This window comes from Pseudomonas sp. B26(2017), assembly GCF_002113045.1.
Lineage (GTDB): Bacteria > Pseudomonadota > Gammaproteobacteria > Pseudomonadales > Pseudomonadaceae > Aquipseudomonas.
The window spans coordinates 24984-51069 of the sequence record NZ_NEJJ01000004.1; the positions used below are offsets into that span (position 1 = coordinate 24984).

General features: G+C 61.0%; 28 protein-coding genes. 18 read left to right on the forward strand and 10 right to left on the reverse strand.

Annotated elements, in window-relative coordinates; translation table 11 throughout:
• Positions 1-21: 21 nt before the first annotated feature.
• The 5 genes from CAF79_RS07200 to CAF79_RS07220 all read right to left on the reverse strand — a co-directional run bounded on the left by CAF79_RS07200 (position 22) and on the right by CAF79_RS07220 (position 4392).
• Positions 22-1044 carry an SIS domain-containing protein gene (locus CAF79_RS07200; protein WP_139832564.1) on the reverse strand — a complete coding sequence of 341 codons (1023 nt, stop codon included), beginning with the start codon at positions 1042-1044 and terminating at the stop codon, positions 22-24.
• The gene (gene nagA / locus CAF79_RS07205) at positions 1025-2131 is read right to left on the reverse strand and encodes an N-acetylglucosamine-6-phosphate deacetylase (RefSeq protein WP_085697254.1); all 1107 of its coding nucleotides are present in this window, start codon (positions 2129-2131) and stop codon (positions 1025-1027) included. The genes CAF79_RS07200 and nagA overlap by 20 nt, the downstream gene beginning before the upstream one ends.
• A 30-nt stretch (positions 2132-2161) precedes the next feature.
• Positions 2162-2893, reverse strand: coding sequence for a GntR family transcriptional regulator (locus CAF79_RS07210; protein ID WP_085697255.1), 732 nt, complete (start codon positions 2891-2893; stop codon positions 2162-2164).
• 329 nt (positions 2894-3222) lie between these two features.
• Complete coding sequence (locus CAF79_RS07215) at positions 3223-3738, reverse strand: murein L,D-transpeptidase family protein (RefSeq protein ID WP_007954614.1); 516 nt, start codon at positions 3736-3738, stop codon at positions 3223-3225.
• Positions 3739-3840: 102 nt separating this feature from the next.
• A complete protein-coding gene (locus tag CAF79_RS07220; protein WP_085697256.1) occupies positions 3841-4392 on the reverse strand; it encodes an NUDIX hydrolase in 552 nt (183 codons plus the stop codon).
• 147 nt (positions 4393-4539) lie between these two features.
• On the opposite strand from CAF79_RS07220, the gene CAF79_RS07225 reads away from it, so the two are divergent.
• From CAF79_RS07225 to purT, 5 genes are all read left to right on the forward strand, one after another.
• Positions 4540-5139 (forward strand): CoA pyrophosphatase, encoded by a 600-nt coding sequence (locus tag CAF79_RS07225; RefSeq protein WP_085697257.1) that lies wholly within the window; start codon positions 4540-4542, stop codon positions 5137-5139.
• 47 nt (positions 5140-5186) lie between these two features.
• Positions 5187-5711 (forward strand): gamma carbonic anhydrase family protein, encoded by a 525-nt coding sequence (locus tag CAF79_RS07230; protein ID WP_085697258.1) that lies wholly within the window; start codon positions 5187-5189, stop codon positions 5709-5711.
• Positions 5708-5923: a DUF1289 domain-containing protein gene (locus CAF79_RS07235; protein ID WP_085697259.1), complete on the forward strand. Its 216-nt coding sequence runs from the start codon at positions 5708-5710 to the stop codon at positions 5921-5923. Before CAF79_RS07230 ends, CAF79_RS07235 begins: the two co-directional genes overlap by 4 nt.
• 64 nt (positions 5924-5987) lie before the next feature.
• Positions 5988-6455, forward strand: coding sequence for a preQ0 transporter (locus tag CAF79_RS07240; RefSeq protein WP_085697260.1), 468 nt, complete (start codon positions 5988-5990; stop codon positions 6453-6455).
• Positions 6456-6555: 100 nt separating this feature from the next.
• Complete coding sequence (gene purT / locus CAF79_RS07245; protein ID WP_085697261.1) at positions 6556-7737, forward strand: formate-dependent phosphoribosylglycinamide formyltransferase; 1182 nt, start codon at positions 6556-6558, stop codon at positions 7735-7737.
• A 112-nt stretch (positions 7738-7849) separates the two neighbouring features.
• On the opposite strand, the gene CAF79_RS07250 is transcribed toward purT, so the two are convergent.
• The 3 genes from CAF79_RS07250 to CAF79_RS07265 form a co-directional block, all read right to left on the reverse strand.
• On the reverse strand, positions 7850-9166 hold the full coding sequence (locus CAF79_RS07250; RefSeq protein ID WP_085697262.1) for an MFS transporter: 1317 nt from the start codon (positions 9164-9166) through the stop codon (positions 7850-7852).
• Positions 9167-9401: 235 nt separating this feature from the next.
• Positions 9402-10643, reverse strand: coding sequence for a transporter associated domain-containing protein (locus CAF79_RS07260; protein ID WP_085697264.1), 1242 nt, complete (start codon positions 10641-10643; stop codon positions 9402-9404).
• 12 nt (positions 10644-10655) lie between these two features.
• Complete coding sequence (locus CAF79_RS07265) at positions 10656-11468, reverse strand: inner membrane protein YpjD (RefSeq protein ID WP_085697265.1); 813 nt, start codon at positions 11466-11468, stop codon at positions 10656-10658.
• 209 nt (positions 11469-11677) lie between these two features.
• On the opposite strand from CAF79_RS07265, the gene ffh reads away from it, so the two are divergent.
• The 6 genes from ffh (at position 11678) to CAF79_RS07295 (ending at position 15836) form a co-directional block, all read left to right on the forward strand.
• Positions 11678-13054: a signal recognition particle protein gene (gene ffh, locus CAF79_RS07270; RefSeq protein WP_085697266.1), complete on the forward strand. Its 1377-nt coding sequence runs from the start codon at positions 11678-11680 to the stop codon at positions 13052-13054.
• Between the two features lie 332 nt (positions 13055-13386).
• Positions 13387-13638 (forward strand): 30S ribosomal protein S16, encoded by a 252-nt coding sequence (gene rpsP / locus CAF79_RS07275; RefSeq protein WP_003198088.1) that lies wholly within the window; start codon positions 13387-13389, stop codon positions 13636-13638.
• 5 nt (positions 13639-13643) lie between these two features.
• The gene (rimM, locus tag CAF79_RS07280) at positions 13644-14180 is read left to right on the forward strand and encodes a ribosome maturation factor RimM (protein ID WP_085697267.1); all 537 of its coding nucleotides are present in this window, start codon (positions 13644-13646) and stop codon (positions 14178-14180) included.
• A gap of 3 nt (positions 14181-14183) precedes the next feature.
• Positions 14184-14936, forward strand: coding sequence for a tRNA (guanosine(37)-N1)-methyltransferase TrmD (gene trmD / locus CAF79_RS07285; RefSeq protein WP_007954629.1), 753 nt, complete (start codon positions 14184-14186; stop codon positions 14934-14936).
• 45 nt (positions 14937-14981) lie between these two features.
• The gene (rplS, locus tag CAF79_RS07290; protein ID WP_085697268.1) at positions 14982-15332 is read left to right on the forward strand and encodes a 50S ribosomal protein L19; all 351 of its coding nucleotides are present in this window, start codon (positions 14982-14984) and stop codon (positions 15330-15332) included.
• Positions 15333-15422: 90 nt separating this feature from the next.
• A complete protein-coding gene (locus tag CAF79_RS07295; protein ID WP_011332614.1) occupies positions 15423-15836 on the forward strand; it encodes an acyl-CoA thioesterase in 414 nt (137 codons plus the stop codon).
• A 117-nt stretch (positions 15837-15953) separates the two neighbouring features.
• Here the strand turns inward: CAF79_RS07295 and CAF79_RS07300 are convergent, their stop codons facing one another.
• Positions 15954-17762 carry a sodium:proton antiporter gene (locus CAF79_RS07300; RefSeq protein WP_085697269.1) on the reverse strand — a complete coding sequence of 603 codons (1809 nt, stop codon included), beginning with the start codon at positions 17760-17762 and terminating at the stop codon, positions 15954-15956.
• A gap of 107 nt (positions 17763-17869) precedes the next feature.
• Here CAF79_RS07300 and xerD point away from each other — a divergent pair, with 107 nt between their 5' ends.
• From xerD to CAF79_RS07335, 7 genes are all read left to right on the forward strand, one after another.
• On the forward strand, positions 17870-18766 hold the full coding sequence (gene xerD / locus CAF79_RS07305) for a site-specific tyrosine recombinase XerD (protein ID WP_085697270.1): 897 nt from the start codon (positions 17870-17872) through the stop codon (positions 18764-18766).
• A gap of 142 nt (positions 18767-18908) precedes the next feature.
• Positions 18909-19640, forward strand: coding sequence for a bifunctional protein-disulfide isomerase/oxidoreductase DsbC (gene dsbC, locus CAF79_RS07310; RefSeq protein WP_085697271.1), 732 nt, complete (start codon positions 18909-18911; stop codon positions 19638-19640).
• 132 nt (positions 19641-19772) lie between these two features.
• Positions 19773-21077: a homoserine dehydrogenase gene (locus CAF79_RS07315; RefSeq protein WP_018926703.1), complete on the forward strand. Its 1305-nt coding sequence runs from the start codon at positions 19773-19775 to the stop codon at positions 21075-21077.
• Between the two features lie 66 nt (positions 21078-21143).
• Positions 21144-22553, forward strand: a complete 1410-nt coding sequence (gene thrC, locus CAF79_RS07320) for a threonine synthase (RefSeq protein WP_085697272.1) — start codon at positions 21144-21146, stop codon at positions 22551-22553.
• A gap of 119 nt (positions 22554-22672) precedes the next feature.
• Positions 22673-24043 carry a transporter substrate-binding domain-containing protein gene (locus tag CAF79_RS07325; RefSeq protein WP_085697273.1) on the forward strand — a complete coding sequence of 457 codons (1371 nt, stop codon included), beginning with the start codon at positions 22673-22675 and terminating at the stop codon, positions 24041-24043.
• A gap of 118 nt (positions 24044-24161) precedes the next feature.
• On the forward strand, positions 24162-24569 hold the full coding sequence (locus CAF79_RS07330) for a response regulator (RefSeq protein WP_085697274.1): 408 nt from the start codon (positions 24162-24164) through the stop codon (positions 24567-24569).
• Between the two features lie 164 nt (positions 24570-24733).
• Positions 24734-25015: a DUF3509 domain-containing protein gene (locus CAF79_RS07335; protein WP_085697275.1), complete on the forward strand. Its 282-nt coding sequence runs from the start codon at positions 24734-24736 to the stop codon at positions 25013-25015.
• Positions 25016-25189: 174 nt separating this feature from the next.
• Here CAF79_RS07335 and CAF79_RS07340 read toward each other — a convergent pair whose 3' ends face one another.
• On the reverse strand, positions 25190-26083 hold the full coding sequence (locus CAF79_RS07340; protein WP_170929706.1) for a TIGR02285 family protein: 894 nt from the start codon (positions 26081-26083) through the stop codon (positions 25190-25192).
• Positions 26084-26086: the final 3 nt, after the last annotated feature.

The following is a 26086-nucleotide window of genomic DNA, read 5'->3' on the forward strand; positions in this document are numbered from 1 at the left end:
AGGAAAACGTTCGGTTCGGACTCAGTGCGTACGGGTGACTTTGCTCAGGTGTCGCGGCTGATCCGGGTCCATGCCACGGGCCACGGCCAGACCGGCTGCCATCACGTAGAAACTCTGGATCGCCAGGATCGGATCGAGCGCCGGGTGCTCGGCACGGCTCAAGGTCAGGTCACGTTCGCTGACATCATCCGGCGCGGCCAGCAGCACGCGGGCGCCGCGCTGGCGCATTTCGGCCGCCAGGCTCAGCAGGCCGGCCTGTTCGGCACCGCGCGGGGCGAACACCAGCAGCGGGTAATGTTCGTCGATCAGGGCCATCGGGCCGTGACGGACTTCGGCGCTGCTGAAGGCTTCGGCCTGGATCGCCGAGGTTTCCTTGAATTTCAGTGCGGCTTCCTGAGCGATGGCGAAACCAGCGCCACGGCCGATCACCATCAACCGCTCGCAATCGCGCAGGGCGTCGATGGCCAGGCTCCAGTCCTGTTGCGCGGCTTCGCGCAGGCCTTCGGGCAGGGCGTTGTGTGCTTCCAGCAATTCGCTGTCTTCTTTCCAGTGCGCGATCAGACGGGCGCTGGCGCTGAGGGTAGCGATGAAGCTCTTGGTCGCGGCGACGCTGCTTTCGGTGCCGGCCAGCAACGGCAGGCTGAATTCACAGGCAGCTTCCAGCGGCGAATCGGCGGCGTTGACCATCGACACGCTCAGGGCACCGCGCTTGCGCAGCAGGCGCAGGCTGTTGACCAGGTCCGGGCTCTGGCCCGACTGGGAAAACGCGAACGCGACCTGACCGCTGACCTTCAGCGGCGCCTGCTGCATGGTCACCACCGACATCGGCAGCGACGCCACCGGAATCCCCAGTTGCTGCATGGTCAGGTAGGCGAAGTAGCTCGCTGCATGGTCGGAGCTGCCACGGGCAACGGTCATCGCCACTTGCGGCGGCTGACGACGCAGGCGCCCGGCGATCTCGATCATGTGCGGATCGAGTTGTTGCAGTTGGGCTTGCACGGCCTCGAACGAGGACAGCGCCTCCTCAAGCATTTTTGAAGTCAATGTCTTCTCCTTCGACCATGACGGCGGTCAGTGTGAGTGAGCGATCCAGCCGCACGCAGTCGGCCCAGGCGCCGGGTTGCAGGCGTCCGCGTTCGGTGATGCCGAGGTAGTCGGCGGGGAATTGCGAAAGACGTTGCGAGGCCTCGGCGATCGGCAGACCGATCTTCACCAGATTGCGCAGGGCCTGATCCATGGTCAGGGTGCTGCCGGCCAAGGTGCCGTCGGGCAGGCGCACGCCGCCCAGGCATTTGGTGACGGTGTGGCTGCCGAGCTTGTACTCGCCGTCGGGCATGCCGGCGGCGGCGGTCGAATCGGTCACGCAGTACAGGCACGGAATCGAGCGCAGGGCGACGCGGATCGCGCCGGGGTGTACGTGCAGCAAGTCCGGAATCAGTTCGGCGAATTTGGCGTGGGCCAGTGCCGCGCCGACGATGCCCGGCTCGCGGTGGTGCAGCGGGCTCATGGCGTTGTACAAATGCGTGAAGCTGGTGGCGCCGGCTTCGAGCGCGGCGACGCCTTCCTCGTAACTGCCGAGGGTGTGGCCGATCTGCATGCGGATGCCACGGCTGCTCAACTCACGAATCAAACCGTCATGGCCGGCGATTTCCGGGGCGATAGTGATCACCCGAATCGGCGCGAGTGCCAGATACTCTTCAACTTCGGCCATCAACGCGGTGTGGGCGAAGTTCGGTTGGGCGCCGAGTTTGCCGGGATTGATGTACGGACCTTCAAGGTGAACGCCGAGCACCCGTGCGGCGCCTTTCGGACGCTGCTCGCAGAATTCGCCGACTTCCTTGAGCACGCTGGCAATCTCGACACTCGGCGCGGTCATGGTAGTGGCCAACAGCGAGGTGGTACCGAAGCGCACGTGGGTCCTGGTGATGGTTTCGAACGCGCTGGCACCTTCCATGATGTCCTTGCCGCCACCGCCGTGGACGTGCAGATCGATGAAACCCGGCAGCAGATACGGCAAGTCATTGGTCGCCGGATCGCAAGGTTCGCCTTCGATCGACACGACTCTGCCGTGTTCGTGGATCAGCCGGCCGCGAACCCAGCCGTCAGCGGTGAGGATGTTGTCTTCAGACATTTCGCTTCTCTCGTTTGGCCTGCCTGCTGATCAGCGGCGAAGCTCTGCAACAAAGTCGTAGTAGTCGTTGCGGCAATAGGTGTCGGTGACTTCGATCGGCGTGTTGTCTTCCAGGTAGCCGACCCGGGTCATCAGCAGCATCGCGGTGCCGGGGGCGATGCCGACGAGTGCGGCGAACTCGTCCGAGGCGTTGATCGCCTGGATGTGCTGCAACGCGCGCACGATCGGTTTGCCGATGCTGTCGAGGTGTTCGTAGAGGGAATCGCCCACCACCTGTGGCTTGGGCATGATCGAGGCGGGCAGGGTGCTCATCTCGATGGCCATCACCGTGTCGTCGGCTTTGCGCAGGCGTTTCATGCGCGCGACCTTGTCGTTCGGCGACAGACCGAGTCGGATCAGTTCTTCGTGGGTGGGCAGGGAGATTTCCCGCTCGAGCCATTGCGAGCTGGGTACGAACCCCTTGAGACGCAGCATCTCGCTGAAACCCGACAGGCGCGACAGCGGTTGTTCAAGGCGCGGGGTGATGAAGGTGCCGGAGCCTTGCAGGCGTCGGATCAAACCCTGATCGAGCAGGACTTCCAGCGCCTTGCGGGCGGTGACCCGGGAAATCCCCAGCATCTCGCTCAGATTGCGCTCCGAGGGCATTGCCTGTTCGGCTTTCCACTGGCCTGCATGGATCGCCGCTTCCAGGTTGCGCGCCAGTTGCAGGTACAGCGGCGTCGGCTGGGAGTCGTCTGGGCGTAGGGCGTGGAGGTCGTTCATGTAAGGCATTTCCGGCGCTGAATAGGATTGTTGTCGCTCGGTAGTGCGGCGAAAACTAATACCACTTGCATACCATGTCAACGCGTCGGAAACGCCTGTAGTCCTTTGGGTTCGGGTGTTTGAGGATGGGTGGTTTCAAGTGGTATTAGAGGTGGGGGCGGCAAAGCAAAAGATCGCAGTCTGCGGCAGTTCTGGCGGGTGAAAGTGGTATCACCGTTCAGACGTTGCCGCAGGCTGCGATCTTTTTGATTTATTTTTTGCGAGCGACCAATGGTCGGGAGATAGGGCCGCTTTGCGGCCCTCAGAGCGCAAGCGCTCCGGTCACAGACTCAAGGGCGGATTTCGATCATCGTGCCGTCCGGCACCAGGTTCCAGACTTCGCGCATGTCGACGTTGCGCATGGCGATGCAGCCGTCGGTCCAGTCCAGGGTGTGGAACAGTTGCTCGGGGTTGTCCTCGGAGTCCGGCGTACCGTGGATCATGATCATCCCGCCAGGCTCGACGCCTTCGCGACGGGCGCGGGCGGAGTCGCTGATGTTCGGGTAGGAGATGTGCATCGACAGGTTGAATTTGTCGCTGGTCTTGCGCCAGTCGATCCAATAGAAACCTTCCGGCGTGCGTTTGTCGCCCTCAATCAGCTTCGGACCCTTTTTCGCGCCTTTGCCCAGGGAAATGCGATAGCTCTTGAGTGGCTTGCCGTCGGCGATCAACTGCAGTTGATGGGCCGATTTGAGCACCAGTACTTTTTCGATGAGCGGGGTGTTTGAAGGCGTCACGGTGGTCACGAATGACGCTTGGGAGACGGTGACGAACGACAGGCAGAACAGGGCAAGCAACCAGCGCATTGAAACGATTCCCCAGATATGAAGCAGATACTTTATTTATAGAGAGTGTGCAGTCGCTGTCGCGGGCTGCGTTAGCCGGTTATCGGCCGGCCGCCGTCGAAATCAAGTGATAGCCGGTTGCGCGAGCGGCGGGATCGATTCGGAACGAACCGGATAGACCTCGACGCGCCGGTCGGCGAAGAAGCATTCCAGGGTACGGCCCACCGTGCGAAAAGCCAGCTCGTCCCAGGGAATGTCTTCCTCGTCGAACAGTTGCACTTCCAGGCTTTCAGGGCCGGCGGCGAAGTCCAGATCCGCCAGCTCGGCGCGGAAAAACACATGCACCTGACTGATGTGCGGCACGTCGATCAGGGTATAGATGCTCAGGTTGCGTACCCGGGCGCAGGCTTCCTCGGCGGTTTCGCGGATGGCGGCCTGCTCGATGGTTTCGCCGTTCTCCATGAACCCGGCGGGCAACGTCCAGTAACCGAGGCGTGGCTCGATGGCGCGGCGACACAGCAGGACTTTGCTGCCCCAGGTCGGCACGCAACCGGCCACGATATTGGGGTTCTGGTAGTGAATCGTCTGACAGCTGCCGCAGACAAATCGCAGCCGCGAGTCGCCTTCGGGAATGCGCTGGGTCACCGGGTTGCCGCACTGGCTGCAAAATTTCATGCTGGGGTTCCTGAATGCTGCGCCTATCTTGGCGTGCAGCGGTGTCAGTCGGCAAGTTGTCGTTTCGCGACATGACGCCTGTCCGGGGCTTGGGCGGTCGCAATGATTGGTGCATGATGCAGGGCAAGGCACCGATCGAGAACACTTATGCTGGACGAGCTACTGCACCGGGTAAGCAATCACACGCCGCGCACGCTGGAGACCGACACGCGTTTCCCCGAGGCCGCTGTCCTGGTGCCGATTACTCGCAGTGACGAACCCGAACTTGTCCTCACCCTGCGCGCCAGCGGGCTCTCGACCCACGGCGGCGAAGTCGCCTTCCCCGGTGGGCGACGGGATCCGGAAGACCCGGACCTGACGTTCACCGCCCTGCGCGAAGCCGAAGAAGAAATCGGCCTGCCACCGGGGCTGGTCGAAGTGATCGGTCCGCTCAGCCCGCTTATTTCCCTGCATGGCATCAAGGTCACGCCGTATGTCGGGGTGATTCCCGACTTTGTCGAATACCAGGCCAATGATGCCGAGATCGCTGCGGTGTTCAGTGTGCCGCTGGAGTTCTTCCGCAAGGATCCGCGCGAACATACCCACCGCATCGACTATCAGGGTCGCAGTTGGTACGTGCCGAGCTATCGTTTCGGCGAATACAAGATCTGGGGGTTGACGGCGATCATGATCGTCGAGTTGATCAACCTGCTCTATGACGCCAGAATCAGCCTGCATGAGCCGCCAAAAAGCTTTATCAATACCTGAAGCCATCGTTCGAATGGCCAGCCATCGTGAGCCCTGAGGAAAACAAGATGAAATACCGCCTGGGCGACGCCCGTGTCGATACCCATCCGCAGAGCTGGGTTGCCCCCAATGCCGTGCTGGTGGGCAAGGTCAGACTGGAAGAAGGCGCCAACGTCTGGTTCAACGCCGTGTTGCGCGGCGACAACGAACTGATCCTGATCGGCAAGAACAGCAACGTGCAGGACGGCACGGTGATGCACACCGACATGGGCTATCCGCTGACCATCGGCACCGGCGTGACCATCGGCCACAATGCCATGCTTCACGGTTGCACGGTCGGCGACTACAGCCTGATCGGCATCAACGCGGTCATCCTCAACGGCGCGAAAATCGGCAAGAACTGCATCATCGGCGCCAACGCGCTGATTGGCGAAGGCAAGGAAATCCCTGACGGTTCACTGGTGATGGGCTCGCCAGGCAAGGTGGTGCGCGAGCTCACCGAGCCGCAGAAGAAGATGCTCGAGGCCAGCGCCGCGCACTATGTGCATAACTCACAGCGCTATGCGCGCGATCTGGTCGAGCAGGAAGAATGACAACCCCGGAAAGACCCGTCGCCTCGCCGTGCGTGAGCATTTGCGCGCTGGACGAAGACGACATTTGCACCGGTTGCCAGCGCACGGTCGAGGAGATCACCCGCTGGAGCCGGATGACCAACGACGAGCGGCGGGCGGTGCTGGGGTTGTGTCATGAGCGGGCGAAGGCGAGCGGGTTGGTCTGGATGATCGGCAAAACGCCAGGGCAATAATCGATTTGATTGGCGTCATCGAAGGGCTGAAGTAACCTGTGCGCCAATTTGACAGGTCACGCCCATGATTTTCCTCATCGCCTACATCAGCAGCGTCGTGCTGATCAACTTTGCCTTCTCCACCGCACCGCACCTGGACATCATCTGGTCGGCCTGGGGCGGGCTGGTTTTCGTCTTGCGCGACATGGTGCAGATCCGTTTTGGCCACGGTGCGATCCTGGCGATGCTGGCGGCGCTGGTGCTGTCCTATGTCACGTCCGATCCGTCGATCGCGTTGGCCAGTGCCACGGCATTCGCGGTCTCGGAGTGCATCGACTGGCTGGTATTCACCGTCACCAGGCGCCCGCTGCGTGACCGGTTGTGGATCAGCTCGGCGCTGAGCATTCCCCTCGACACCTTCATCTTCTTCGGCATGATCGACCTGCTGACACCGCCAGTGCTCATCACTGCATTGGCCTCGAAGTTCGCCGGTGTCACCGCCGTCTGGCTGATCATGGCCTGGCGTGAACGCAAACAGGCTGTCGCCGGCTGAAGCCAAACCCTCAGGTTCATGTAAAATGCCGCGCTTTCTCCCCATGGAAAGCGCGTCTGGCGTTGCTTTCCTCGATGATCCGCTTCTTTGAGGACCTGAGATGACCCGTATCGGAACTCCATTGTCGCCGACCGCGACCCGCGTATTGCTGTGTGGCTGTGGTGAGTTGGGCAAGGAAGTGGTGATCGAGCTGCAACGCCTGGGCGTTGAAGTGATTGCCGTCGACCGCTACGCCAATGCGCCGGCCATGCAGGTTGCCCATCGCAGCCACGTGATCAACATGCTCGACGGTGCCGCCCTGCGTGCAGTGATCGAAGCCGAGAAGCCGCACTTCATCGTGCCGGAAATCGAAGCTATCGCCACCGCAACCCTGGTGGAGCTGGAAGCCGAAGGCTTCACCGTGATCCCGACTGCTCGCGCCGCGCAACTGACCATGAACCGCGAAGGCATCCGTCGTCTGGCCGCCGAAGAACTGGATCTGCCGACTTCGCCATACCACTTCGCCGACACCTTCGAGGACTACAGCAAAGCCGTTCAGGACCTGGGTTTCCCGTGCGTCGTCAAACCGGTGATGAGTTCGTCGGGCAAGGGCCAGAGCCTGCTGCGCAGCGCCGATGACGTGCAGAAGGCCTGGGATTACGCACAAGAGGGCGGTCGCGCCGGTAAAGGTCGCGTGATCATCGAAGGCTTCATCGATTTCGACTACGAAATCACTCTGCTGACCGTGCGTCATGTCGGTGGCACTACGTTCTGTGCGCCGGTCGGCCACCGTCAGGAGAAGGGCGACTATCAGGAATCCTGGCAGCCACAGGCCATGAGCCCAATCGCACTGGCTGAATCCGAGCGCGTTGCCAAAGCCGTGACCGAAGCGTTGGGCGGCCGTGGCCTGTTCGGCGTCGAGTTGTTCATCAAAGGCGATCAAGTGTGGTTCAGCGAAGTCTCGCCGCGTCCACATGACACCGGTCTGGTGACCCTGATTTCCCAGGACCTGTCGCAGTTCGCCCTGCACGCCCGGGCGATCCTCGGTCTGCCGGTACCGCTGATCCGTCAGTTCGGCCCATCGGCTTCGGCAGTGATTCTGGTGGAAGGTCAGTCGACCCAGACCGCATTCGCCAACCTCGGCGCGGCACTGAGTGAACCGGATACCGCGCTGCGTCTGTTCGGCAAGCCTGAAGTCAACGGCCAGCGCCGCATGGGTGTTGCACTGGCCCGTGACGAGTCGATTGAAGCCGCTCGTGCCAAGGCGACCCGTGCTTCTCAGGCGGTCGTTGTAGAGCTGTAAACCGAGTCACATCCATCGCGAGCAAGCTCGCTCCCACAAGTTCGGCGGCACTCACAAATTATGTGTGTGGCACGGACAATGTGGGAGCGAGCTTGCTCGCGAAGCTTTTAGATCAGGCAACCTGATTCAGGTCGTTATTGCGCGTTTCCTTCAGGCACAGCACAGCGATCAGGCTGAGCACCGCTGCCCCCGATACATACCCGCCGACGTAACTCAAACCACCCATCGCCACCAGTTTCTGCGCGAAGAACGGCGCCGCCGAGGCTCCGACGATACCGCCGAGGTTGTAGGCCGCCGATGCGCCGGTATACCGCACGTGCGTCGGAAACAGCTCCGGCAGCAGCGCGCCCATCGGGGCGAATGTCACGCCCATCAGGAACAGCTCGATGCACAGGAACAGCGCCACGCCCCAGGTCGAGCCCTGAGTCAGCAACGGCTCCATCAGAAAACCGGAAAGAATCGCCAGCACACCACCGATGATCAGCACCGGCTTGCGCCCGTAGCGGTCACTGGCCCACGCCGACAACGGCGTCGCGGCCGCCATGAACAGCACCGCGAAGCACAGCAGTCCGAGGAAGGTCTCGCGGCTGTAACCCAGCGTGGATACGCCGTAACTCAGGGAAAACACCGTCGAGATGTAGAACAGTGCGTAACACACCACCATGGCGGCGGCGCCCAGCAGGGTGGGTGCCCAGTACTGGCTGAACAGCTCGACCAGCGGCACTTTCACTCGCTCCTGACGGGCGATGGCGTTGGCGAACACCGGGGTTTCGTGGAGTTTGAGGCGCACGTACAGCCCGACCATCACCAGCACCGCACTGAGCAGGAACGGAATCCGCCAGCCCCAGCTACGGAATTGCTCGTCATTGAGCGTCATGGCCAGCGTCAGGAACAGGCCGTTGGCGGCCAGAAAGCCAATCGAAGGCCCGAGTTGCGGGAACATGCCGAACCACGCCCGCTTGCCTTTTGGGGCATTCTCGGTCGCCAGCAGCGCCGCGCCGCCCCATTCACCACCCAATCCCAGGCCTTGGCCGAAGCGCAGCACACAAAGCAGGATCGGCGCCCAGGCCCCGATGCTGTCGTAGCCCGGCAGAACGCCGATCAGCGTGGTGCAGACGCCCATCAGCAGCAGCGAAGCGACCAAGGTCGATTTGCGCCCGATCCGGTCACCGAAATGGCCGAACAGCGCCGAGCCCAAAGGTCGGGCGAGGAAGGCGATGCCGAAGGTCAGGAATGCCGAGAGCATCTGCGCCGTGCCGGAAGTCTGTGGGAAAAATACCGGGCCGATCACCAGCGCAGCGGCGGTGGCGTAGACGTAGAAATCGTAGAACTCGATGGCCGTGCCGATGAAGCTCGCGGTGGCCACGCGGGTGGCGGAGTTGGCCGGTTGGGTCGGCGCGGTGTCGCTGTAAGCAGTACTGGTTGTCATGCGGTGATCCCTGACAGTCATGAGCTCCGTTGGAGCGAATTATTATGGTCGAGCACCCAGGGATGTGGGATGAGGCGCGATCGCTGCTTCAGGTAGGAGCAGTCGTCGGTGTGATGCGGATATTGCCGGTGAACCGGCCGGAACGGGTCGGGTGCGGGGTAAGCACGCGGTTCGGCGGGGCTTGGGTAAGCCTCGCGATTATAGGAAGGTGGCTAACGATTGAACAAGGGGCTGGCTAGCGGGCCGTGGCCAGCGCCGGTGCCGAAGTGGTGTGCCAGATCAGGACCTTGCTCACCCGGTTCTCCTCGGTTTCGAGAATCTCCAGGCGATAGCGGCCGATCTTCAGGCACACCGCGCTTTCCGGGATGGTTTCCAGCGCCTCGGTCACCAGACCGTTGAGGGTCCGGGGGCCGTCGCTGGGCAGGTGCCAGCCCAGGCATTTGTTCAGTTCGCGGATCGACGCCGCCCCATCGATCACCATGCGGCCATCGGCTTGCGGGTGGATGTGCGGGTTGTCGAGGCTGTGCTCGCTTTCAAATTCGCCGACGATCTCTTCGAGAATGTCTTCCAGGGTGACAATCCCCAGCACTTCGCCGTACTCGTCCACCACCATGCCCAGGCGCCGCTGCTGCTTGTGGAAGTTCAGCAGTTGCAGTTGCAGCGGGGTGCTTTCGGGAACGAAGTACGGCTCGTAACTGGCCGCCAGCAACGCTTCGCGGGTCAGGCTGCCGTTGTCGAGCAGGTGACGGATCTGCCGGGTGTTGAGTACGGCTTCGACCTGATTGATATCGCTGTGGAACACCGGCAGGCGAGTGCGCCGGTTCTTGCGCAATTGCTCGATGATTTCTTCGAGCGGATCGTCGAGGTTGATGCCGTCGACATCGCTGCGCGGCACCAGAATGTCGTTGACCGTGATGTTGTCCAGCGCATGGATGCCTGAAATCGGATGCGGGCGTACCGGATGATCCGGATCGTCATGATGCTCGGTCGGCACATCGTCTTCGCTCTGTTGCACCATCTGGGCCTTGCGGATGAACGGGCGCATCAGCAAGCCACTGATGCGGCCGAGCAGCCAAGCAAGCGGGTAAACCCCCTTCAGCGGTACTGCCAGCAGCGTATTGCCAAACGACAACACCGCATCCGGGTATCGTTGGGCGAGCGCGCGGGGGAAATAATCGGCAAAGACCAACAGCAGGGCGCCGGCGCCAAGGCAAGCCGCCCAGGGGCCGTTTTCTTCACAGAGAAAGATTGCCAGCAGTGTGGCAAGAATGACGGCGAGGGCGCGGCACAGGGTATTGCAGAGGATCAGGCTGTCGAGCGGGAAGTTGAGCTTCGCCAGCGGCTTGTCGCTGGCGCGGGATGCGGTGCGTTGCGCAAGCAGGTGCTGCTGCGCCGCTTCGACGGCGGTAAACAGCCCCGACCAGAGAATCAGCAGGACAAATACCGCGAGCATCGGCCCTATGGGCAAACCGTCCATTTATACCGCCCGTCAGATGTGCAGGATGTATTCACGAACCAGTTTGCTGCCGAAATACGCGAGCATCAGCAGGCAGAAACCGGCGAGGGTCCAGCGGATTGCCTTGTGGCCGCGCCAGCCGAGGCGGTTACGGCCCCAGAGCAGGACGCTGAACACGATCCAGGCCAGGCAGGCCAGCAGGGTTTTATGCACCAGGTGTTGCGCAAACAGATTCTCGACGAACAGCCAGCCGGAGATCAGCGACAGCGACAGCAATGTCCAGCCTGCCCAGAGGAAGCCGAACAGCAGGCTTTCCATGGTTTGCAGTGGCGGGAAGTTCTTGATCAGCCCGGACGGATGTTTGTGCTTGAGCTGATGATCCTGCACCAGCAGCAACAAGGCTTGAAAAACCGCGATGGTGAACATGCCGTAGGCGAGGATCGACAACAGAATGTGCGCGAGGATGCCTGGCTCTTCATCAATGATCTGTACCGTGCCAGTCGGCGCGAACTGCGCCAGCAGCACCGTGATCGCACCTAGCGGGAACAGCAGCACCAGCAGGTTTTCCACTGGAATCCGCGAGCAGGCCAGCAGGGTCAGGGCGATGACAGCGGCGGCGATCAGGCTTGAGGCGCTGAAGAAATCCAGGCCCAGACCGATCGGCGTCAATAAATGCGTGAGCAGGCTTGCGCTGTGGGCCAGCACGGCGAGGACGCCGAGCGAGACCAGCAGGCGCTTGTTGGCCTTGGCGCCAGTGGCCAGGCGGGTGCCCTGGTAGAGGGTCGCAGCGGCGTAGAGAAGTGCGGCGGCGAGGGTGGTCAGCAAACTCGGTGACAAGGGGAGCATAAATCCTGTTAGGCAAGCCCGAAAGGCGCTGAGTTTGGCATAGAACCGCCGTCGCACGAAAGACCGGCAAGCTGACAGCGAGGTGTCCGCCAGACGCAGTCTTCGCTATAATCCGCGACCTGCCCACGCCGCAGGCTCGCCGAGCACATGTTGATTCCGGTCTGGGCCGCCATTATCCCGGTCTACACAGGGCCTGAAAGGATCGCGCAATGTTTGAAAACTTAACCGACCGTCTCTCGCAGACGCTGCGCCATGTCACCGGCAAGGCGAAACTGACCGAGGACAACATCAAAGACACCCTGCGCGAAGTGCGCATGGCGTTGCTCGAGGCTGACGTCGCCCTGCCGGTGGTCAAGGACTTCGTCAATTCGGTCAAGGAACGCGCTGTCGGCACCGAGGTGTCGCGCAGCCTGACGCCGGGCCAGGCGTTCGTGAAGATCGTCCAGGCCGAGCTCGAAACCCTGATGGGTGCGGCCAACGAAGACTTGAACCTGAGCGCCGTGCCGCCTGCCGTCATTCTGATGGCCGGTCTGCAGGGCGCGGGTAAAACCACCACCGCCGGCAAACTGGCGCGCTTCCTTAAAGAGCGCAAGAAGAAGTCGGTCATGGTCGTGTCGGCGGACATCTACCGTCCTGCTGCTATTAAACAGCTGGAAACCCTGGCCAACGACATCGGCGTGACGTTCTTCCCGTCCGACCTGAGCCAGAAGCCGGTCGACATCGCCAACGCGGCTATTAAAGAAGCAAAACTGAAATTCATCGACGTGGTCATCGTCGACACCGCCGGTCGTCTGCACATCGATGAAGAGATGATGGGCGAGATCAAGGCGCTGCATGCCGCGATCAATCCGGTTGAAACCCTGTTCGTGGTCGACGCCATGACCGGTCAGGACGCGGCCAACACGGCCAAGGCCTTCGGTGATGCGCTGCCGCTGACCGGCGTGATCCTGACCAAGGTCGACGGTGATGCCCGTGGCGGTGCCGCGCTGTCCGTTCGCGCGATCACCGGCAAGCCGATCAAGTTCATCGGTATGGGCGAGAAGAGCGAAGCGCTCGATCCGTTCCACCCTGAGCGTATCGCTTCGCGGATCCTCGGCATGGGCGACGTGCTCAGCCTGATCGAACAGGCCGAAGCGACCCTCGACAAGGACAAGGCCGACAAGCTTGCTAAAAAGCTGAAGAAGGGCAAGGGCTTCGATCTCGAAGACTTCCGCGATCAGTTGCAACAGATGAAGAACATGGGCGGCCTCGGCGGGCTCATGGACAAACTGCCGAGCATCGGCGGCGTCAATCTCTCGCAAATGGGCAACGCCCAGAGCGCCGCAGAGAAGCAGTTCAAACAGATGGAAGCCATCATCAACTCCATGACCCCGGCCGAGCGCCGCGACCCTGAGCTGATCAGCGGTTCGCGCAAGCGTCGGATCGCCATGGGTTCCGGCACCCAGGTGCAGGACATCGGTCGCTTGATCAAGCAGCACAAGCAGATGCAGAAGATGATGAAGAAATTCTCCGCCAAGGGCGGAATGGCGAAAATGATGCGCGGCATGGGCGGTATGTTGCCCGGCGGCGGCATGCCGAAAATGTAAGGTGTCCCGCCTTACCCATTCTGCTCACTTGTGGCGGCAACAGTCACTCGCCAAAAGTGAGCGAAATGGCTGAGACGGGACTGGATTCTCGCCGGTCGTCGCGCCGGCGCAGACCCTGCAAGGACGCAGGATCAACAGCAAACCCGCACTCGGCGGGAGCTGACCGGCCGTTTTGAATGACGGCCCCATATGCAAATCTGCACGGCATGCCACAGGCGCCGGAAAAAGTCATTTGCAAAAGTCCGGATATTCCTTAGAATATGCGGCCTTTCGGGCACCCATGCCCGCTGTGCATTTAGATTTGCAGCACCGACTACAGGAACGATGTTCACATGCTAACAATCCGTCTTGCCCTTGGCGGCTCCAAAAAGCGCCCGTTTTACCACCTGACCGTAACCGACTCCCGCAACCCGCGTGACGGTTCCCACAAAGAACAGGTTGGTTTCTTCAACCCTGTTGCCCGTGGTCAGGAAGTTCGTCTGTCCGTGAACCAAGAGCGCGTTGCCTACTGGCTGAGCGTTGGTGCACAGCCTTCTGAGCGTGTTGCTCAGTTGCTGAAGGAATCTGCCAAGGCTGCAGCCTGAGCAGTATGAGCGCGACGCCAGAAAAAGCTGATGACCTGATCGTTGTCGGCAAGATTTTTTCGGTTCACGGCGTTCGCGGCGAGGTGAAGGTCTTTTCCTTTACCGATCCGATTGAAAACCTGTTGAACTACCGCAACTGGACGCTTCGGCGCGAAGGCGTGGTAAAGCAGGTCGAGCTGGTCAGCGGTCGATCCACTCAAAAGGATCTGGTTGCCAAGCTCAAAGGCCTCGACGATCGTGATGAAGCCCGTCTTCTGAGCGGTTACGAGATTTGCATCTCACGAAGCCTTTTGCCCGACCTGACTGGCGACGAGTACTACTGGTACCAGTTGCAGGGTCTGAGTGTCATCAACCAGGACGAACAACTGTTCGGCAAGGTTGATCACCTGTTGGAGACCGGCGCGAACGATGTATTGGTGGTCAAGCCCTGCGTCGGCAGCCTGGATGATCGCGAGCGGTTGTTGCCCTATACGGAGCAATGCGTGCTGGCAATCGACCTGGAAGCAGGCGTGATGAGGGTGGAATGGGACGCGGACTTCTAAGCAATGGCCAGCCTGCGCGTAGACGTCATTACGCTGTTCCCCGAGATGTTCTCGGCCATCAGTGAGTACGGCATTACCAGTCGTGCGGTCAAACAGGGGCTGTTGCAGCTGACCTGTTGGAATCCGCGGGATTACACGACGGATCGGCATCACACTGTGGACGATCGCCCGTTTGGCGGTGGTCCGGGCATGGTGATGAAGATCAAGCCCCTGGAAGATGCTCTGGTTCAGGCCAAGGCAGCAGCCGGGGAGGCGGCGAAGGTGATTTACCTGTCCCCCCAAGGCCGTCAACTGACTCAGTCGGCGGTACGCGAACTGGCGAAATCGGATGCATTGATCCTGATTGCCGGTCGCTATGAAGGCATTGACGAGCGTTTTATTGATGCTCATGTCGATGAAGAGTGGTCGATTGGTGACTATGTGTTGTCTGGCGGCGAGCTGCCGGCTATGGTCATGATCGATGCGGTTACACGACTGCTGCCCGGAGCTTTAGGGCATGCGGATTCCGCTGAGGAAGATTCCTTTACGGATGGTCTGCTGGATTGCCCGCACTACACCCGACCTGAGGTGTATGCGGATCAGCGTGTTCCCGACGTGTTGCTGAGTGGCAATCACGCGCATATCCGGCGTTGGCGTTTACAGCAGTCCCTCGGCAGGACCTATGAACGACGCGCCGATCTTCTGGAAAGCCGCTCGCTTTCTGGAGAAGAGAAGAAGCTGCTCGAGGAATACATCCGCGAGCGGGACGATAGTTAACAACGTATCGATGGTAGATCAGACGATTTACCTTAGGAGCACAGCATGACCAACAAAATCATCCTTGCACTCGAAGCAGAGCAGATGACCAAAGAAGTCCCTACCTTTGCCCCAGGCGACACCATCGTCGTTCAGGTGAAAGTGAAGGAAGGCGATCGTTCCCGTCTGCAAGCGTTCGAAGGCGTTGTAATCGCCAAGCGTAACCGCGGCGTGAACAGTGCGTTCACCGTTCGTAAAATCTCCAACGGTGTTGGCGTAGAACGTACTTTCCAGACCTACTCCCCGCAGATCGACAGCATGGCTGTCAAGCGTCGCGGTGACGTACGTAAAGCCAAGCTGTACTACCTGCGCGACCTGTCGGGTAAAGCAGCTCGCATCAAGGAAAAACTGGCTTAAGTCCAGCTTCCGATGCAGAAGAAAGCAGCCTACGGGCTGCTTTTTTGTTGCCCGCAATTTATCCACAGCATTCCGTTTCAGGCCTGACCCATGACCCCTCGCGAGCAAGAAATCGAACGCCGCACCGAACTCTCGGTGACCCGCGTGACCAAGGCGGTTTTCCCGCCGACCACCAATCACCACAACACCCTGTTCGGTGGCACCGCGCTGGCCTGGATGGACGAAGTGTCGTTCATCACTGCCACGCGCTTCTGCCGTTTGCCGCTGGTGACCGTGTCGACCGATCGCATCGACTTCAATCACGCGATTCCGGCGGGTTCCATCGTCGAACTGGTTGGACGGGTGATCAAGGTCGGCAACACCAGTCTCAAGGTCGAGGTGGAAGTGTTCGTGGAAAGCATGAGCTGCGACGGGCGTGAGAAAGCGATTCACGGGCAGTTCAGCTTTGTCGCCATCGATGATGACAAGCGTCCGGTGCCCGTGCTGCCAGGTTTCGCGGCCTGATCCTGCACCGAGCCGAGGCATTCTCGGGCAAGCCCGCTCCCACAGTGTCGGTGCCGAGCACAACATCAGCGGACCAAACAAAACCTGTGGGAACGGGCTTGCCCGCGATCCGGTCTGTCAGGCGCTGACACTCTCCGGCTGAATCAGCGCCAGCAACGTCCACCCCGGCCCCGGCTTCAGCGCGGTTTCCGGCGACACGACATGCACCCAGCCACTGTCATCGCGCATGAACAGCAGCGTCGCACGATTGCCATGTAACGCCTGGTAATCCTCCCAGCCAAACCCATCCGTCAACGTTGTGCTGTACAACTCGGCCCCTTGGCCCATCTGGCTGGCCAACTTCGCGTAGGTGAACGCCTCGCTACCCAGTTGATTGCCGCGATGCTCAAGACTTGCGCGATGTTTGTCGCTGCGCCGGCTCTCCTGCCCGCTGGCGAGTCCGAACAGACGTTGATGGCCGAAGTCATGGCGAAAGCGCATGGCCGCCAGGGTATTGAGTTCGCCCGACGGTGACAGCGCCAGCAAATGCCCCAGTCCGACCAGGTCCAGATGCGCATCGGCATGCTGCGAGGCCGGATTGCCGAAGTAGGTCGGCAAGCCATCCATGCGCGCTGCCCGGATGTTTTCCCAGCTCGAATCCGTCAGCAGCACCCGGCTGCCCAACTGCTGCAGCGATTTGCCAAGCAGGCGCGCAGGGCCGTTCGCCCCGACGATAAGAAAGCCGCTCGGCGCAGGCTCCGCAACCTTTAACAGGCGCGCCAAGGGTCGGGCAGTCGCACTTTGCAGCACAACGGTGCCGATAATCACGGCGAAGGTCAGCGGCACCAGCAACAGCGCGCCTTCATGGCCCGCTTCATCCAGGCGAATCGCAAAGATCGCCGAGACCGCCGCGGCGACGATACCGCGCGGGGCAATCCAGCACAGCAATGCACGTTCACGCCAGCTCAAGCTGGAGCCGGCGGTACTCAGCATTACATTCAAAGGCCGGGCGATCAGCTGGATGACCAGCAGCAGAATCAATACCAGCGGCCCGAGGCCGATCAGCGCATTCAGATCCAGGCGTGCCGCCAGCAGAATGAACAGCCCGGAAATCAGCAGCACGCTGAGATTTTCCTTGAAGTGCAGAATATGCCGCACATCCACACCCTTCATATTGGCCAGCCACATGCCCATCAGCGTTACCGCCAGCAGTCCCGATTCGTGCATCGCCTCGTTGGCTGCAATGAAGATCCCCAGCACCGCCGCCAACGACGCGAGGTTGTGCAGGTATTCCGGTAGCCACTGGCGACGGATGATGGTGCCCAGCAGCCAGCCGCCGGCCACACCGAACAGACTTCCGCACAGAATCACTCCGCCGAAGGTCAACAGGCTCTGCTTGAGACCTTGGCCCTCGGCACTGGCGATGATGAAGCTGTAGACCACCACCGCGAGCAGCGCCCCGATCGGGTCGATCACAATTCCTTCCCAGCGCAGGATGTTGGCGATCGATGCCTTGGGACGTACCACGCGCAGCATGGGCACGATCACGGTCGGGCCGGTGACCAGGGTCAGGCTGCCGAACAGGATGGCGAGCAGCCAGTCGAAGCCCAGCAGCCAGTGAGTCGCGACCGCAATCACTGTCCAGGTCGAGAGCGCTCCGATTGTGACCAGGCGATGCACGACGCTGCCGATCTCGCGCCACTCCGACAGGTGCAGGGTCAGGCTGCCTTCAAACAGAATCAGCGCCACCGCCAGCGACACCAGAGGCATCAGCAACGGACCGAACATTTCCTGCGGGTCGAGCCAGCCCAGCACGGGGCCTGCCAGGATGCCGGTCAGCAGCAGAAACAGAATCGCCGGCAGCTTCAGGCGCCAGGCGAGCCATTGACAGCCCAGCGCGGCGGCACCGATACCGCCGAAAGCCAACAGAATTTGCTGCTCGTTCATTGAAGCTCCCTGTTCCTTGAAATAGCGGGCTATGAAAGACTAGCGGCCATTTCAACCGTTCACTCTTTATTTGCGCGCAGTGCCAAGCCTGCGTGACTTGAGCGCCCATGCCTGCCATCGACCACCCACTGATCGACCAGTTTCTCGACGCCCTCTGGCTGGAAAAAGGTCTCTCCGACAACACTCGCAACGCCTATCGCAGTGATCTCGCGCTGTTCAACGGCTGGTTGCAGGACAAAGGTCTCGAGCTGATCAATGCCGGTCGCGAACTGATCCTCGATCACCTGGCCTGGCGTCTGGAACAGAACTACAAACCTCGCTCCACCGCGCGATTCCTCTCGGGTGTGCGTGGCTTTTATCGCTATCTGTTGCGGGAAAAACTGATTTCGGTCGATCCGACCTTGCGCGTGGATATGCCGCAGCTCGGTCGGCCATTGCCAAAGTCCCTGTCGGAAGCCGACGTTGAAGCGCTGCTCAAGGCGCCGGACTTGAGTGAAGCCATCGGTCAGCGCGACCGCGCCATGCTCGAAGTGCTTTACGCCTGTGGACTGCGGGTGACCGAGTTGATCAGCCTGACCCTGGAGCAGGTCAATCTGCGTCAGGGCGTGTTGCGGGTGATGGGCAAGGGCAGCAAGGAGCGGTTGGTGCCGATGGGCGAGGAAGCGATTGTCTGGGTCGAGCGCTACCTGCGCGACGGCCGCAGCGAACTGCTGGGCGGGCGCCCCAGTGATGTGCTGTTTCCCAGCCAGCGCGGCGAGCAGATGACTCGGCAGACCTTCTGGCACCGCATCAAGCATCAGGCCAAGGTCGCCGGGATCGGTAAATCGCTGTCGCCGCACACCCTGCGTCACGCGTTTGCCACCCACTTGCTCAACCATGGCGCGGACTTGCGGGTGGTGCAGATGCTGTTGGGCCACAGCGACCTGTCGACCACGCAGATCTACACTCACGTCGCCCGGGCGCGTTTGCAGGATCTGCATGCCAAACATCACCCGCGCGGCTGAGCCCGTTCGTCTTGCGACAGGCGCATTCGGCCACGGGAGCCTTATGTGGTAGGCTTTGCCGGTTTGCACGATGGGCGGTTATGACCCGGTGTTCCGGCACGGGCGTTCTGATCGTTCCATTTGTCCGCCTTCAGGAGTTCTCATGCGTCTGACCCAGATTTTCGCCGCCGCAGCCATTGCGTTGGTCAGCACCTTTGCCGTCGCCGATGACGCGGCCGACAAAGCGATTCGCCAAAGCCTGGAAAACCTCCAGCTCGACGTGCCGGTGGACACCATCACCGCCAGCCCGCTGCCGGGCCTGTACGAAGTCAAGCTCAAGGGCAGCCGCGTGCTCTACGCCAGCGCCGACGGCCAGTACATCGTTCAGGGCTACATGTTCCAGCTCAAGGACGGCAAACCGGTCAACCTGACCGAAAAGACCGAGCGCCTGGGCATTTCCAAACTGATCAATGCGATCCCGGTGGCCGAGACCGTGGTTTACCCGGCCGTGGGTGAAACCAAGTCGCACATCACCGTGTTCACCGACACCACGTGCCCGTACTGCCACAAGCTGCACGCCGAAGTGCCTGAGCTGAACAAGCGCGGCATCGAAGTGCGTTACGTGGCGTTCCCGCGTCAGGGCCTTGGCTCGCCGGGCGACGAACAGCTGCAAGCCGTGTGGTGCTCGAAAGACAAGAAAGCGGCCATGGACAAAATGGTCGATGGCAAGGAAATCAAGGCCGCCAAGTGCGAGAACCCGGTTTCCAAACAGTTTGCCCTCGGTCAGTCGATCGGCGTGAACGGCACGCCGACCATCGTTTTGGCTGACGGACAAGTCATTCCGGGCTACCAGCCTGCGCCACAAGTCGCCAAACTGGCGCTGGGCGCGAAGTAATTCGCATCGTCGCGCTCAGGCGTTGACGAGCGTGGTCCGGCGGCTGGATTGCCGGGCCATCAACAGAGAGCCGCGAACCTGCGGTTGTTTTCACGGCCGGCCTCGTGTCGGCCGTTTTATGGGGAGTTCACAGTGAAACCGGTCAAAGTAGGCATCTGTGGGTTAGGGACCGTCGGTGGCGGAACCTTCAACGTACTTCAGCGCAACGCCGAGGAAATTGCTCGTCGTGCCGGGCGTGGAATCGAAGTGGCACAAATTGCCATGCGCACGCCAAAGCCTCAGTTCCAGACGACCGGTATTGCGATTACCAACGATGTCTTCGAAGTGGCCACGAACCCTGAGATCGACATCGTCATAGAGCTGATGGGCGGCTACACCGTTGCCCGCGAGCTGGTACTCAAGGCCATCGAGAATGGCAAGCATGTGGTCACCGCGAACAAGGCTCTGATTGCCGTTCACGGTAATGAAATTTTCGCCAAGGCACGCGAGAAAGGCGTGATCGTGGCATTCGAAGCGGCGGTCGCCGGCGGCATTCCGGTGATCAAGGCGATCCGGGAAGGCCTGTCCGCCAACCGTATCAACTGGGTCGCCGGGATCATCAACGGCACCGGCAACTTCATCCTCACCGAAATGCGCGAGAAGGGTCGTACCTTCGAAGACGTGCTGGCCGAGGCGCAAGCGCTGGGTTACGCCGAAGCCGATCCGACCTTCGACGTCGAGGGCATCGACGCCGCGCACAAGCTGACGATCCTGGCATCGATCGCATTCGGTATTCCGCTGCAGTTCGACAAGGCTTACACCGAAGGCATCACCAAGCTGACCACCGCCGACGTGAACTACGCCGAAGCGCTGGGCTACCGCATCAAGCACCTGGGCGTTGCACGCAGCACCGCCGCGGGTATCGAGTTGCGCGTACACCCGACGCTGATCCCGGCCGATCGTCTGATCGCCAACGTCAACGGCGTGATGAACGCGGTGATGGTCAATGGCGACGCGGCCGGTTCGACCCTGTTCTACGGCGCCGGCGCCGGCATGGAGCCGACCGCTTCGTCGGTGATCGCGGATCTGGTGGACGTGGTTCGCGCCATGACCTCCGACCCGGAAAACCGCGTGCCGCACCTGGCCTTCCAGCCGGACTCGCTGTCGGCTCATCCGATCCTGCCGATCGAGGCCTGCGAAAGTGCCTACTACCTGCGCATCCAGGCCAAGGATCACCCGGGCGTACTCGCTCAGGTGGCGAGCATCCTCTCGGAGCGCGGCATCAACATCGAGTCGATCATGCAGAAGGAAGTCGAGGAACACGACGGCCTGGTGCCGATGATCCTGCTGACCCACCGCGTGCTGGAACAGCACATCAACGATGCGATCGCCGCCCTTGAAGCGCTGGCGGGCGTGGTCGGTCCGGTTGTGCGGATCCGTGTCGAGCACCTGAACTAAGCCGATCTCCTTCACCGGTCCCGCCAGCGGGGCCGGTGTCGTGAACACTGTCCATTGGAGTCAGTCATGCGTTACATCAGTACCCGCGGCCAGGCACCGGCCCTGAATTTCGAAGACGTCCTGCTGGCCGGTCTTGCCACCGACGGCGGTCTGTACGTCCCGGAAAACCTGCCACGTTTCACCCAGGAAGAAATCGCTTCCTGGGCCGGCCTGCCGTATCACGAGCTGGCTTTCCGGGTCATGCGCCCGTTCGTCACCGGCAGCATTCCGGACGCCGATTTCAAAAAGATTCTTGAAGAAACCTACGGTGTGTTCGCCCACAACGCCGTTGCGCCGCTGCGTCAGCTGAACGGCAACGAATGGGTGCTGGAGCTGTTCCACGGTCCGACCCTGGCGTTCAAGGACTTCGCCCTGCAACTGCTCGGTCGATTGCTCGACTACGTACTGGAAAAGCGCGGCGAGCGCGTGGTCATCGTCGGCGCCACCTCCGGTGACACCGGTTCGGCCGCCATCGAAGGCTGCAAGCACTGCGAAAACGTCGACATCTTCATCCTGCACCCGCACAACCGTGTGTCTGAAGTGCAGCGTCGGCAGATGACCACCATCCTCGGTGAAAACATCCACAACATCGCCATCGAAGGCAACTTCGATGACTGCCAGGAAATGGTCAAGGCCAGCTTCGCCGACCAGAGCTTCCTCAAGGGCACGCGCCTGGTGGCGGTGAACTCGATCAACTGGGCGCGGATCATGGCCCAGATCGTTTACTACTTCCATGCAGCCCTGCAATTGGGCGGCCCGGCGCGTTCGGTGTCGTTCTCGGTGCCGACGGGCAACTTCGGCGACATCTTCGCCGGCTACCTGGCGCGCAACATGGGCCTGCCGATCAACCAGTTGGTGGTTGCCACCAACCGCAACGACATCCTGCACCGCTTCATGAGCGGCAACCAGTACGTCAAGGAGACCCTGCACGCCACGCTGTCGCCGTCGATGGACATCATGGTCTCGTCGAACTTCGAACGCCTGCTGTTCGACCTGCACGGTCGCAATGGCGCGGCGATCGCCGGCCTGATGGACTCGTTCAAGCAGGGCGGCGGTTTCAGCGTCGAACAGGAACGCTGGACCGAGGCACGCAAACTGTTCGACTCGCTGGCCGTGGACGATGCGCAAACCTGCGAGACCATCGCCGAAGTCTACGAGCAAACCGGTGAAGTGCTCGACCCGCACACCGCCATCGGCGTGAAAGCCGCTCGCGAATGCCGTCGCAGCCTGGACATCCCGATGGTGATTCTGGGCACGGCGCATCCGGTCAAGTTCCCGGACGCAGTGGAGAAAGCAGGCGTAGGAAAAGCACTCGAGCTACCTACACATCTTTCTGATTTGTTTGAGAGAGAAGAGCGCTGCACTGTCCTGCCGAACGAGCTCAAAGCCGTGCAGGCCTTTGTCAGTCAGCATGGCAACCGCGGCAAGCCTCTTTAAGCCCGCAGAGCTGTCACATTTTGAAGCCCGTCTCCTGACGGGCTTTCTTGTTTTTGCATGCCACACTGCGCGCGTTTCGCCCACCAAGGACGGGCGAGTCGATGACGAAGGATGTGGCAATGCGGTTTTTTTCAGGATTGAAACCAGCCCTGTGCTGGTTGTTTTTATTGGGCTGCTTCGGGCTGTCACCGTGGGCTGAAGCAGGCCATCTGGCGAAGCATTCCGTTGCGCTGGAGGATGTTCAGCCGATCGAGCTCGATGAGCACGAGCGTCAATGGATTCGAGATAACCCCCGAGTGACCGTCGCCTCGGTGCAGTACCCGTTGTATCTGTTTCAGGATGAGCATGGCCAGTGGAGCGGCTTGAACAACGATGTCCTGTCGCACATCAGTGCATTGACCGGCCTGCAGTTTGTGCATCAGGAGTCATTCTCCACCGATCACCTGCTTGAACGGCTCCAGAGTGGTGTGGCCGATATCAGCACAACGCTGGCGATGAACGACGAGCGCAAGGCGTTTCTGGATTTCAGTCACGCGTTCGGCGGTGCCGGCTGGGTGTTCGTCGGGCACGCTGACGAGCCCGCGATACAGTCGCTTGCGGCGCTGGACAAGCGGGTGCTGGTGCTGCCGGCCCGGCATGCGCTGGAGGACAGCATTCGACGCGATTACCCGGCAATCGAGATCCGCTCGGTCAAGACGTATGCAGAGGCACGGGCCCTGGTCGAGAGTGGCGAGGCCTACGCCACCATCGAAAACGAGATCGGCGCTCAGCTGTTTCCCTCTGGCCTGCTCAGGGTCGGCGGTCTAGTAGAGGGCAAGTGGGAGGCTGACCATCTGGCAGTACGCAAAGGGCTGCCCGAACTGGTGAGCATCCTCAACAAGGCCTTGGGCGCTTTCTCTGCGGCCGAACTGCGCGCCATGCGCATGAAATGGCTGGATGGCATTGCTCCCGCGCCGACACCCTCGATCACGTCGCAATTGATCAAGGGGGGATGCTGGGCGATAGGCGGACTCGGAGTGTTCGGACTCCTGTCGTTGTTGTGGAACCGTCGACTGGCGGCCGAGATAAAACAGAGACGTGCGGCCGAAAAGGATCTGCGAGATCAATTGGCCTTTCAACATGCGCTGATCGATGCGATGCCCGATCCCGTGTTCGTGCGCGATCTGCAAGGTCGGTTGATCATGTGCAACCGCAGTTATGAAGATGCGCTGTCGGTCCGTCAGGAGCAGGTCCAGGGGCGGATGCTGTTCGAGTTCGACGCACTTCCACAGGCGACGGCACTGATGCTGCACGACGAATTCATGGCGCAACTGGGCACGCGTAAAACGCGCTTCAGCAAACGGCAACTGATGTTCAAGAGCGGCCCCCGTCAGATCTATCAGTGGACGGTGCCGTTTTACTGTGCCGACGGAAAACTGCGCGGTCTGCTTGGCGGCTGGACGGACATCACCGAGCGTCGAAAGGAGAGCGGGTGTCGATGTCTGCATTAAAGATGGGAAAAGTCCTATAAACCGCGATTCCTTTTCTGATGGGAGGCTTAGGACGACTGCCCTAGAGTGACAGGCCACTGCGGCGTGAATCCGCGATTGTCGCTCCAGAGGTCGTCCCATGCGCTCGCTCAAGATCCTGATTCTAGAACCCAATCCGTTCCAACTGATGGCGTTGCACCAGATGCTCAACGCCATCGGTATCTACGATGTCCTGACCGCGCCGTCGCTGGGTTCGGCCAAGCGCTCACTGGAGCGCCGCGGAGCCGTCGACATCACCCTGTGCAATCCGCGATTGCAGAACGGTGACGGGTTGGCGCTGATCCGGCATCTGGCCGACCGGAAGGGCGCGCGGGCGATGATCCTGCTGGGCACCGTGGCCCCCAGCCTGCTGGACGAACTGGAAACGTTGCTGGGCGAGCACGGGATCACCTTGCTGGGCCGCCTGCACACACCGGTCTCTGCGGTGTTGATGAGGAGTCTGCTGGACACCTACATGGCGACCCCCCGGCATTCCGTCGACGCTTGAGCCCCATGGTTATTTTTCTGTCATCTTCGCCATGCATGCTCCGATAGGCCGGTGACGCTCCGGGAGAGGCCGGCGGCAGGCAGAACTTTCCTCTCGGGCCGGTGGTCATTTACTGTGAACACGCCCCAGACACTGTGTTTTCGGACTATTGAGTGGAGATCGAGATGGAAAGTATCAGTCTATTGCTCGGTGAGGCTCTGAGCCCGTATCAGGTGACGTTGACCCCTCGGGGTCGCCACGGCGAATGCCTGGTGACCTTGAAGAACGGCAACGGCGCGATCGTGGTGGAGCGCGAATTCAATCAGGCGCAATTGAGCGACAAGCGCCAGCTGACCGATGTGGTCGACGGCCTGCACCGTGACATCCTGATTGCCGAAGGCCGGCTGGAGCCCTGTGTCATCGCCGCGTTGCGAAACGCAGCCCTCGACAAGCACCCGACCCTCTGAAACTGATTTTTCTTTTGTGGGAACCTTCCTGCATCCAAGTCAGTCAGACCCCGTAACAGCAGGATCAAGCATTGTGCTCCGGTGCTTGTGGCTTGCTGCTACGGGTCTTTGATTCAGACCACGTTTAACCCCGAGTCGTCTCCCCACTTCTCGGGGTTTCTTTTTGCCCGGATTTCACTGCGCGGCTTGTTGCTGGAAGAAAATCCGCGCCTGCTCCAGATAGTCCTGGCGCCTCTCGGGGTCGAGCCAGTCGGCATAGAGCTGGTCGAGATGTTCGTGGGGCAGGGTGCGCAGCAGCTGATTGATCTCGGTGATTGCCTGTCGACCCGCCGTGGTGTCGGTGCAGCCGACATGGCCTGACAGATACTTGCCCGTGCCGCGAATCGGAAAGAACAGCAATTCGTTCTCGGCGATCTCGGCCTGCCGTGCCTGATAGCGGATTTCAGGCCAGTAACCCAGCACCACCTGCAGACGCCCCAGACGCTGCATCGACAGCAGGCTGCTGAGCGCATCGTTGCCGTAGTGCGGCGTCAACGCGCCGCCCGGTGCCTGATGCAGCAATGTATCGATGTACTCGCCATAACTGCGTTCCGCGACCACCCCGACTTTCCGCTCGCCGTTGGCCAAAAATGCCGACAGGTCGGCTTCGCCCTCGACCAGAAATGGCTCGAGTACTTCGCGATCTCTCTGACGCACCACCAAACCATTGCTGACCGCGCGAAACGCGGGGATGGAGAAGGCGATCCATTGCGCCCGCTCCTTGTTCCAGACCAGCGACGGGTCGCAGGCGAAGGGGTGTTCATGGAGCATTTGATTGCCGCGGGCGCGATTGACCCGCATCAAGGTGTGTTCGTATTGCGGCATGCCGGCAATCAGCATCGGCATCAATTGATCGATAACGCCCTGGCCCTTTTTCGGGCCTTCTAAGATCGTCAGCGGCGGCAGGTCGCGCAGCAGCCAGATCAACGTCGGTTTGGCCTGCGCCCACGCCGGCAGTACCAGCAGCAATAGCAGGCCGAACAACCGCCAGGTCCACCAATGGTGGGCGCGGTTCGAGGCCGAGGGCATCAG